8 protein-coding genes are annotated in these 8,411 nt (G+C 66.2%); 1 reads left to right on the top strand and 7 read right to left on the bottom strand.

All coding sequences use genetic code 11. The features are described from left to right. Positions 1–681 precede the first annotated feature (681 nt). The 7 genes from AC1DSN_RS14540 to AC1DSN_RS14510 are packed head-to-tail and all read right to left on the bottom strand — an operon-like array spanning position 682 to position 7,718. Positions 682–1,989: a DUF58 domain-containing protein gene (locus AC1DSN_RS14540; protein WP_477331315.1), complete on the bottom strand. Its 1,308-nt coding sequence runs from the start codon at positions 1,987–1,989 to the stop codon at positions 682–684. Next, a complete protein-coding gene (locus AC1DSN_RS14535; protein ID WP_477296081.1) occupies positions 1,989–2,996 on the bottom strand; it encodes an AAA family ATPase in 1,008 nt (335 codons plus the stop codon). The genes AC1DSN_RS14540 and AC1DSN_RS14535 overlap by 1 nt, the downstream gene beginning before the upstream one ends. After that, on the bottom strand, positions 2,993–4,078 hold the full coding sequence (locus tag AC1DSN_RS14530) for a hypothetical protein (protein ID WP_477296082.1): 1,086 nt from the start codon (positions 4,076–4,078) through the stop codon (positions 2,993–2,995). The genes AC1DSN_RS14535 and AC1DSN_RS14530 overlap by 4 nt, the downstream gene beginning before the upstream one ends. Further along, complete coding sequence (locus tag AC1DSN_RS14525) at positions 4,075–5,589, bottom strand: DUF4129 domain-containing protein (protein WP_477331313.1); 1,515 nt, start codon at positions 5,587–5,589, stop codon at positions 4,075–4,077. Before AC1DSN_RS14525 ends, AC1DSN_RS14530 begins: the two co-directional genes overlap by 4 nt. Continuing rightward, positions 5,579–6,556, bottom strand: coding sequence for a stage II sporulation protein M (locus AC1DSN_RS14520; RefSeq protein WP_213948050.1), 978 nt, complete (start codon positions 6,554–6,556; stop codon positions 5,579–5,581). The genes AC1DSN_RS14525 and AC1DSN_RS14520 overlap by 11 nt, the downstream gene beginning before the upstream one ends. Then, complete coding sequence (locus AC1DSN_RS14515) at positions 6,553–7,233, bottom strand: RDD family protein (protein ID WP_477296084.1); 681 nt, start codon at positions 7,231–7,233, stop codon at positions 6,553–6,555. The genes AC1DSN_RS14520 and AC1DSN_RS14515 overlap by 4 nt, the downstream gene beginning before the upstream one ends. Then, positions 7,233–7,718, bottom strand: coding sequence for an RDD family protein (locus tag AC1DSN_RS14510; RefSeq protein ID WP_477296085.1), 486 nt, complete (start codon positions 7,716–7,718; stop codon positions 7,233–7,235). The genes AC1DSN_RS14515 and AC1DSN_RS14510 overlap by 1 nt, the downstream gene beginning before the upstream one ends. A 467-nt stretch (positions 7,719–8,185) precedes the next feature. Between AC1DSN_RS14510 and AC1DSN_RS14505 the strand changes: the two genes are divergently transcribed. Next, the coding region (locus tag AC1DSN_RS14505; RefSeq protein ID WP_477331311.1) for an NmrA family NAD(P)-binding protein at positions 8,186–8,411 on the top strand (226 nt) is incomplete at its 3' end.

Raw genomic sequence — 8,411 nt, 5'->3', positions numbered from 1 at the left:
ACCTTGGTGTCCACCCTCGCTGCTCAGACACGTCCTCCGCGTTCGAAAAGGAAGGCCGCTCACGCGGCCCGTGTACCTATTTGGCCTACGGCCGCTCCACTTGTGCGGAACTCGCCTCGAGGGTGGACACCAAGGTCTCTCACGACGATACGGTCAGCTGGACGAAGAGCTGGTGTGAGCGTGGCCGCCCAAGCGGACCATTACGGCGGTCGTGCTACGAACATTCCGGCTTGGTGAGACCCTTCCTCGCCGCGGCGCCGCTGCGCGCGGACGATCGCGAGCGGCGCGACGCGGTTGACCGTTCCGCGATGGGGACGAGCCAGCAGTCGAAGCGGCGTTGCTTCGTCGGCTCGACCCACACGAACCTCAGGGATGGGGAGAGTCTTCGGTGCCCGCCCTCGAGGCGAGTTCCGCACAAGTGGAGCGGCCGCAGGCCAATAAGAACGTGGTCCGCGCAGCGGACTTTCCGGTACGAAACGCGGAGGACGTGTCTGAGCAGCGAGGGTGGGCACCGAAGGCTCTGCGCCGCCACGCCTGAACACCGAAGGCTCTGCGCCGCCACGTCTACACGCCGAAGGCTCTGCGCCTCACCGTCTTCGGCGTCCCCGGCATTCCGCGAAGAACCTTTCTTTTAGTTCAGGAGCGAATCTTCATACGCGCCTGTCTGGCTCTGGTGAGAGCTCAGAGGCGCCCTGCCCGCTTGATCGCCAGATACCGCTCCACCAGCCTGCCGGACAACTCGCTGGCGAGTACATCGAGCGTGGCAATACCTTCCCGTCGCAAGCGCGCATGTACCGCGTCCCGTTGGTCAAGGTAGCGCAGCGCACCGGCTGTCCGGATGGCCGCTTCCAGGCTGTCTGTATCACCAGTCGCCGCGCGATCCAGTGCCATTTCTCGCAGGCTCACCACCATGACCAGGTGCCGACGCGACATCATCTTCACCGCCGCGCGTAGCTCCTCGTCGTCTTCGTCGCGAACATTGGTCACCAGTACCACCAATGCACGCCTTCGCTGGCGTGTCTGCAGCTCGCTCGCCGCGTGGAGATAGTCGGTGGGCGTGGATTCCGCGCGCAGGTCGTAACCGGCCCCCAACAGCATGTCCATGCCGCCGGCACCCTGTTGCGGCGCCAACCAGCGTGTGTTCTCACCCGCGCAGGCGAGCAACCCTACGCTGTCGCCCTGGCGAAGCGCGATGTAGGCCAGTGCGAGCGATGCGTTGAGTACCTGGTCGAAGTGGCCCACGCCGTCGTCCTCGGCCAGCATGCGGCGACCACAGTCCAGCATCAGCACGACCTGCTGGTGGCTCTCGTCGCGGTACTGGCGCGACATCAGGCGGCCCGCCCGCGCGGTCGCTTTCCAGTCCACCTTGCGCAGGCTGTCGCCCACGCGGTAATCGCGCAGTTCCTGGAATTCCGTACCTTCGCCGCGCCGGCGTTGCAGCCGCGCGCCTACCGAGCGCGACGCCAGCTCCACGCTAAGGCCAGCCATACGCGCGAGCGGCGCGAAATTCGGAAATACGCGCACATCCGCCGCGACATCCAGCGTGCGGCGCTGATGCCACAAGCGCCAGGGCGAGGTCAGTTCCACCTGGCAGCCGGCGAAGGCGAACTTGCCTCGGGAAGCCGGCCATAGCGCATACGAGAAATTCAGTTCGCGCGACGGCGCGAGGTCAACCGTGCGTGGCAGACCCTCGACGCGCCAGCCACCGGGGTGCATGTCGTGGATGCGTACGCGACGCTTGCGTTTGCCCGCGTGGCGCAGGCGTAGCGTCACATCGAGACGCYCACCCAACGGCAGCACGGCATCGAGTTCGCGAGTCAGTTCGGGCGAGGCCTGGCGGCCCAGGCGAAACACGTCGCCTAGCAGCACGATGGCGCACAGCGCGCCAAGCATGCCCCACCACGACAGCGGCAACAGCTCGATCGACACCAGCACGCCCGCGGCGAACCAGACGCCGATCAATGACAGCATGGCGGCAGCGGGACGAATCATCGGCGCGGGGCGGCCACTTTGTGCAGCAGCCCCTTCAGGATGTCTTCGGCATGCTGGCCATCGATCAGCGCCTCGGGGGCCAGCAGGAGACGGTGGCGCAACGCGGGAATCGCCACGCTACGCACGTCGTCCGGCGTGACAAAGTCGCGGCCGTCCACCAGCGCGGCGGCGCGGGCCAGACGCACCAATGCCAGGCCACCGCGTGGACCCGCACCGGCCAGTACGCCCGACCACTCACGCGTGGCGCGTGCGATCCGCACGGCGTAGTCCACCACTTCATGATCCACGCGCAGGGTGGCCACCATCCGCTGGATGGCCATCAGCTCCGCGTCGTTCATCACCGGCGATACGCGCGACACGTCCAGGTCCGCGGCTACCTGCCCGTCCAGCACCTCGGTCACCATGCGTGTTTCGTCAGCCAGCGTCGGGTATTCGATCTGCACCTTCACCAGGAAGCGGTCCAGCTGCGCTTCGGGTAGCGCGTAGGTACCTTCCTGTTCGATCGGATTCTGCGTAGCGACCACCATGAAGGGCTGCGGCAACGGGAAACGCCGACCTTCGATCGTTACCTGGTTTTCCTGCATGGCTTCGAGCAACGCTGCCTGTGTCTTGGCCGGCGCACGATTGATTTCGTCGGCCAGGAGCAGGTTCGCGAACACCGGGCCGCGACGAATCTGGAAGCGCTCGGCCTTCATGTCGTACACGGCGTGGCCGGTGACATCGGCAGGCATCAGGTCGGGGGTGAACTGCACGCGGCCGAAGCTGCACCCGACGGCACCGGCAAGGGCGCGCACCAGCAAGGTCTTGCCCAGGCCAGGCACGCCCTCGATCAGCACGTGACCGGCGGCGAGCAAGGCCAACAGCACCTGTTCGAAGACCGGCTGCTGGCCGATGAACGCACGACCCACCTGGCTGCGCAGCGCGGCGATACGTGCGGCGACCTCCGTCGGTGTGAAGGTGATCGGGAGCGCGGCTTCGCGCGGGGTGTCGACGGACGTGTTCATGGATGTCTCCGCAATCGGGAAAGAATGGCGATGCTGTCGCGAAACGCATTGGCGTCGACGGGAGGCCGGAATGCCCGCGCAACGTCCGCGGGAGCCTCATCGAAGCGCTCGGCCAGGCGAACGTGGAGCGACTCGCCCTCGAGGTCGTCGGCACCGGGATCCAGCCGCCGTGCACGGGAAAGCACACCGGCGCAGACACGCGCATGTAAACCACGGCCGCGGTCACGTCGGTAAAGGAATTCGCCAGCGGCCTGCACGTGCTCCACAAGGGCACGGCGATCCGCACGCGGGGTGTCCAGCAGCGGGCCGAGACGCACGGCGCGCGATACCGCCCACGCAGCCAGCAACAGGGCGAACGCAAGCATGGCTGGCCAGCCGCGAGTGAACAGCAGGCTCCAGATGCGATCGCCGTCCACGCGGTACACCAGGGCGGCGGATTGTTCGTGGTCGTCCAGATGCAGCACGCGTACCAGCAGGCGACGTGCCACGGGGTCTTCGAAGCCACGACCGCTGAAAGGATCCAGCGACGGCACGAGGGTGATCGTGCCGTCGCCGTAACGGAACGTCACCATCAGGTCACCCTTCGCATCGCCGAGTCCATCGACGCGGGCAGCGGCACGTAGCTTCACGCGCATACCGCACCACGCGTAGGACTTCTCACCGGCGAGCCCCTGAACGTCCAGGCAGCCGGTACCTGCCGGCGCGAGGCCGACTGCTTTGCTCAGGCTTTTCCAGAAAAAGGCGCGGGCCATCTCCGCGTCCGACCCCGTGCGCAACACGACCGTTGCCCCGTCATCCGCAAGCGACAGCAGATCTTCGGCGTCGTCGCGATCCAGGTTGGCTGGATTCACCCCCAGCACCACCAGCGAGTCATCGCCGGATGGCACGCCACTGACGGAACGCGCCGGAATACCCATGCCGCGCATCGCGCGCTCCAGGGCGTAAAAGCGATTGGTCGCCGCCTTGCCGGAGGGCGGCACGTCCACGTCGACTTCCTTGTGCTCGAACGTGCTGAGAAACGTTCCGACGCATAGCAAGACGAGCGCCGCGATAGCCAGTGCCCATGCGTTACCCCTGCTCATACGTGCTCCACCGGCCAGCCGCCAAGCAAGACGGCCATTTCCTCATCAGAGGGGTAACGATCCGCGTAGGCCGCGAATTGCCAGGTCCGCACGATACGAATGGCGCGACGGCCCGCGTCGTCGTCATCGAGGCGGCGCGCTCCGGCAATGGCGTCCGCTTCGGTGGCGTCCGGCGACACCGGCTCGTCGAGTCGCGTCGCCACGCGCTCCACGGTACCGCGATAGAGCAGCGCCAGCGCTTCCCGGCGCGAACCCGACCGCCAAAGCAGGTGCACCTGCTCACCGAAGCCCTTCGGCACGGCGACCGCTACCGCCGTTTCCTGCACGGCACTCTGCGCTGGTGCGCGAGCCGTCGCCGGCTCACCCCGGTGCGAGGGCCAGCGTTGCAGGGCGAACCTTCCCAACCATGCGACGGCAGCGACAAGCAACGCGAGGAGAACCCCCTTCAAGGCCACACCGGCCCCGGCGACGTCCCCCGGTACGATGGGTTTCACCGGAACGATTTCCGCAGGCTTAGGGGCAGCCGGATGTTTCGGTACCCAGCGCCAGGCCTGCGTCTTGCCACCAAGCAAGGGATCGGTCAGCACCTTGTCCGACACGGCATTCATCCGCTGGTCGGTGCCCTGCTTCGGCATGGGAAACGCGGACGCCAACGACACGCGGACAGCATCGGGTTTGACGTCGCGCGGCGTGTCGGCGGCATGCGCCGTGRGTGCGACGAAACACGTGGCGATCAGAAGGAGCGCGGTGGTGGCAGTGGCCAGCAGGCGGTTACGCAGCCGCCGGAATGCGAGGTCCAGGTCCCATGCTTCGAGCTCGGTACGGCGGCCGAGATAGAGCGCGAAGCCACCGGTCGTACACAGCGGCTCGGCGACCGACATGCCGAGGTAGTACGCCACGACGAGCGGAAGGGAAAGCCAATGGGGCATCGTTCGCAAARAACCTGCGTTGAACCAGTACGACTCCCACAACTCGGCGGGCACGAACATCGGCAGGAACAGCAACGGGCTAAGTGCGAGCACCCACTCGAACATCATGCAGGTCAACGCGAGCCCCGTACCGGGACCCTCGACGCCACGGCCGAACACGCGCCAGCGCTCGGTGCGTGCGCGGCGATCCAGGCCTTCGAGGTAGACGATGGGTTGCAAGACGCAGCGGCGTGGATCGAGGCGACGAATCGTCATCCAGGCCAGCAAGCCTTGCAGGCCCCACGTACGCATGCCGCGCAAGGCATCGCGCCAGCCGGGTGCCTCCGCGAACACCGCCCGTGAAACGACGTACAGCGGAATGCGCGCGAACAAGGGCTTCAGCCACCAGAGAAACAGCAATGACACCCACGGCTGTCCCAACCACAGTGCCAGGCCGATGGCTATCGCGAGGAACGGGAGCGACGCGATGAACCATGCCGTGAAGATCGGCTGCGCGTGACGACGGAGCATCGCTGCGCCGAGGTCGGCGGATTCACGGGTACTGCGCGGGCGCAGCACGACGGAGATACGCTCAATCTCCACTGCGCCTCCTGCGGCCACCGAAAGCCAGCCACGCGATGACGAGTAACCAGAGCAGCGCGGCACTGCCAAACTTAACGACGTCCGGGAACGCCGCCACGGACGACCAGAACGCCTCGATGAAGGCGGCGACCACCAGCATGAGGAAGGCACCGAGTACCAGTTGTGCACCCACGCCACCGGCCTCGCGCAACGCATCGCCACGGCGCATGCGACCGGGCGCCAGCAGCGTGTAGCCCAGGCGCAAGCCGGCGCCGCCGGCGATGACGATAGCCGTGAGTTCAAACGACGAATGCGCGGCGACGAAGCGCCAGAACGGACCACCGTAGCCGATCGCATCCAGGTGACCCGCGATGCCTCCGAACATGATCCCGTTGGTCACCAGCACGTAGATCGCGCCGACACCGAAAAACAGACCTGCCGCGAAGGTGCGAAAAGCGATGCCGACGTTGTTGAGCACGTAGAAGCCGAACATCGCCACGTCCGTGCCGCTGGTACGACCCATCCTGTCGCGCGTCGGGTTGTACATCTGCTCGAACCGGTCCAGTGCCTGTCCGCTGAAAATCATGCCGGCCACGTCAGGCCGGAAGTGAATCAACAGCAGGCAGATGAGGGTCGGCAGGTACAGCAGCGCAGCGGCAATGACCATCGCCTTCCACTCGCGACGGACAAGGCGTGGGAATCCCGCGACGATGAACTCGCCGATACGGTGCCAGCGCGGCGCCGGCGGGCGATAGAGCAAACGATGGCCCCGATCCACGATGCGCTGCAAGCGGTCCGTCACGTCGTGGCTGTAGCCACGGGCACGAGCCATGGCCAGGTGCTGGCAGATGCGACGGTACTGGCTCGGGAAATCCAGCCCCTGCTCCGCCAGCGCCGACGACCACGCCTGGCGACCGCTGCCGCGCATCCAACTCTCCACTTCCGACCACCCCGCATCGTGCAGGGCCACGAACCGCTCTTGTTTCATGGGCGCCCCAGCAGCCAGTTGGCGTGCGCCAGCAGCTTGCGCAGCCCCGCATTGCCCATGCGCCCCGTGAGCGGCTCCAGCAGGTCGCCCAGTTCGCGTTGCCGCGCTTCATGCAGGTTACGGCCACGCTCGGCAAAGGCCACGAGGGCTTCCTGTTCTTCCAGGCGCAAGGGCGTCGACGGTGGTTCAGCCGGCTCGTTCGGTATCTGGCCCAGGGCGCCGCGCTGTAACACGTGGATCACCATCGTGCCTGCCACGATGTCTCCAATACGGCGACTGTAGGGATCGACCAGGCAACAGACCAGACCGATGCCATAGATGCCCGGGAGGGCATCGACCGTACGTAGCAGGTTGCGAATGACCGAGGGCAACAGCGTCACGGGCGTGCCGTCCGCATTCACCACACGCAGGTTCATCATGCGCTTGCCCACCGTCTGCCCATCCATCCAGACCTCGCAGGCGACGCCGTAAATCCAGAACGCCGCGAACAGCACCAGCATGCTGAGACCGGCGCCCGCCGAGCCCAACATGCCGAGCACGGCCAGCAGGAGGAATGCGGCGAGCGCACGCAGGGCGAAGTCGATAAGCCACGCATGCGCACGCGCCGTCGCTCCGGCCGCGTGCAACCGGAGCGAGACGCCTTCAGGCGTCTCGATCTGGCGAACCGTGTCGAGCATCAGGCGTCGACGACGATGGTGCCGGCGACGAAGTCGTGGCCGCAGCGGCGCTCGCTGGTGAAGATGGCGCAGGCATCGACCAGCGCGACGACGAGGCCCACCTTGGGAATCAGCGACACGGCCGTCAGCGGTAGCCAACGCAGCAACACGATGCGCCACAGCGGAGCTGGCGAGCCATCGGCCATGACCACCTTGGTGCCCACGATCTTCTTGCCCAGCGTCTGGCCATTCTTGCTCAACAGCGCCAGGTTGATGATGCAGAGCACGATCAGGAGACCGAGGCCGAGCACGGCCGCGCTACGCGTCATGCCTCCGCTCTTCATGGAATAGGTCCATGGGGCGAGGCAGATGGTGCTGAAGATGCCATCCAGGAAGGCACCGCCGAAACGCTGGCCGCGACTGGCCTTGGCGCGTTCGAGACTGGCCGGGGTGGCGGCGCGGGTTTCGAGCTCGGATTGAGGAGCGGCGTACGGATTGCTGTCCATTTGCATGAGTCCTGCCGGGTGAAAAGTCAGAGGTGGACGACGATGGTGTCGGCCAAGTAATCGTGCGCGCAGCGCCGTTCGTTGCCGAAAATCATCAGCTGTCCACGGGATTAAGCATGGGCCGACCACAGGGGCGAAGGCGACTGAGCAGGGCGAGACCGAACACGCCTAAGACGATGATGCCCGGGGACGCTATCGATAAGCGGCGCGGCGTAGAAATTGTCATCCATTCCCTGAAACCCCCTGGGCGCCCCCCGGCGCCGAAGCGAGTATAGGCAGGGTGCGGTCCGGCCGCAAAGAGGGTCCGGAACGCCCATGCTGAAACCGGATAGGTCTTAGCCAAAACCAACGGCTACCGGGCCTGGGAGGCCGGGAGGATAGTCATCCCATCGGAACGGAGCGCCCTTCCAAAGGTGCCTGACCGAAGCGATCTCTCCTCTCCCGCTTCTCTCTTAGGAATACCCGCCATGTCCAAGAAAGTACTGATCACGGGCGCCACCGGTGACACCGGCCGCGCCGCCGTCCGCGAAGCCCTGGCCCTCGGCCTCGATGTCCGCGCCATGGTCCGCCGCCACGATGACCGCTCCGCCGCGCTTGCCGCCCTCGGTGCCGACGTGGTCCTTGGCGACCTGCAGGAGGTGAACACGCTGCGTGACGCCATGCAGGGTATCGAGTCGGCCTACTTCGTCTATC

This window comes from Luteibacter sp. P4_D7_3 (assembly GCF_056401735.1).
This window is presented reverse-complemented; position numbering and strand designations above follow the sequence as displayed.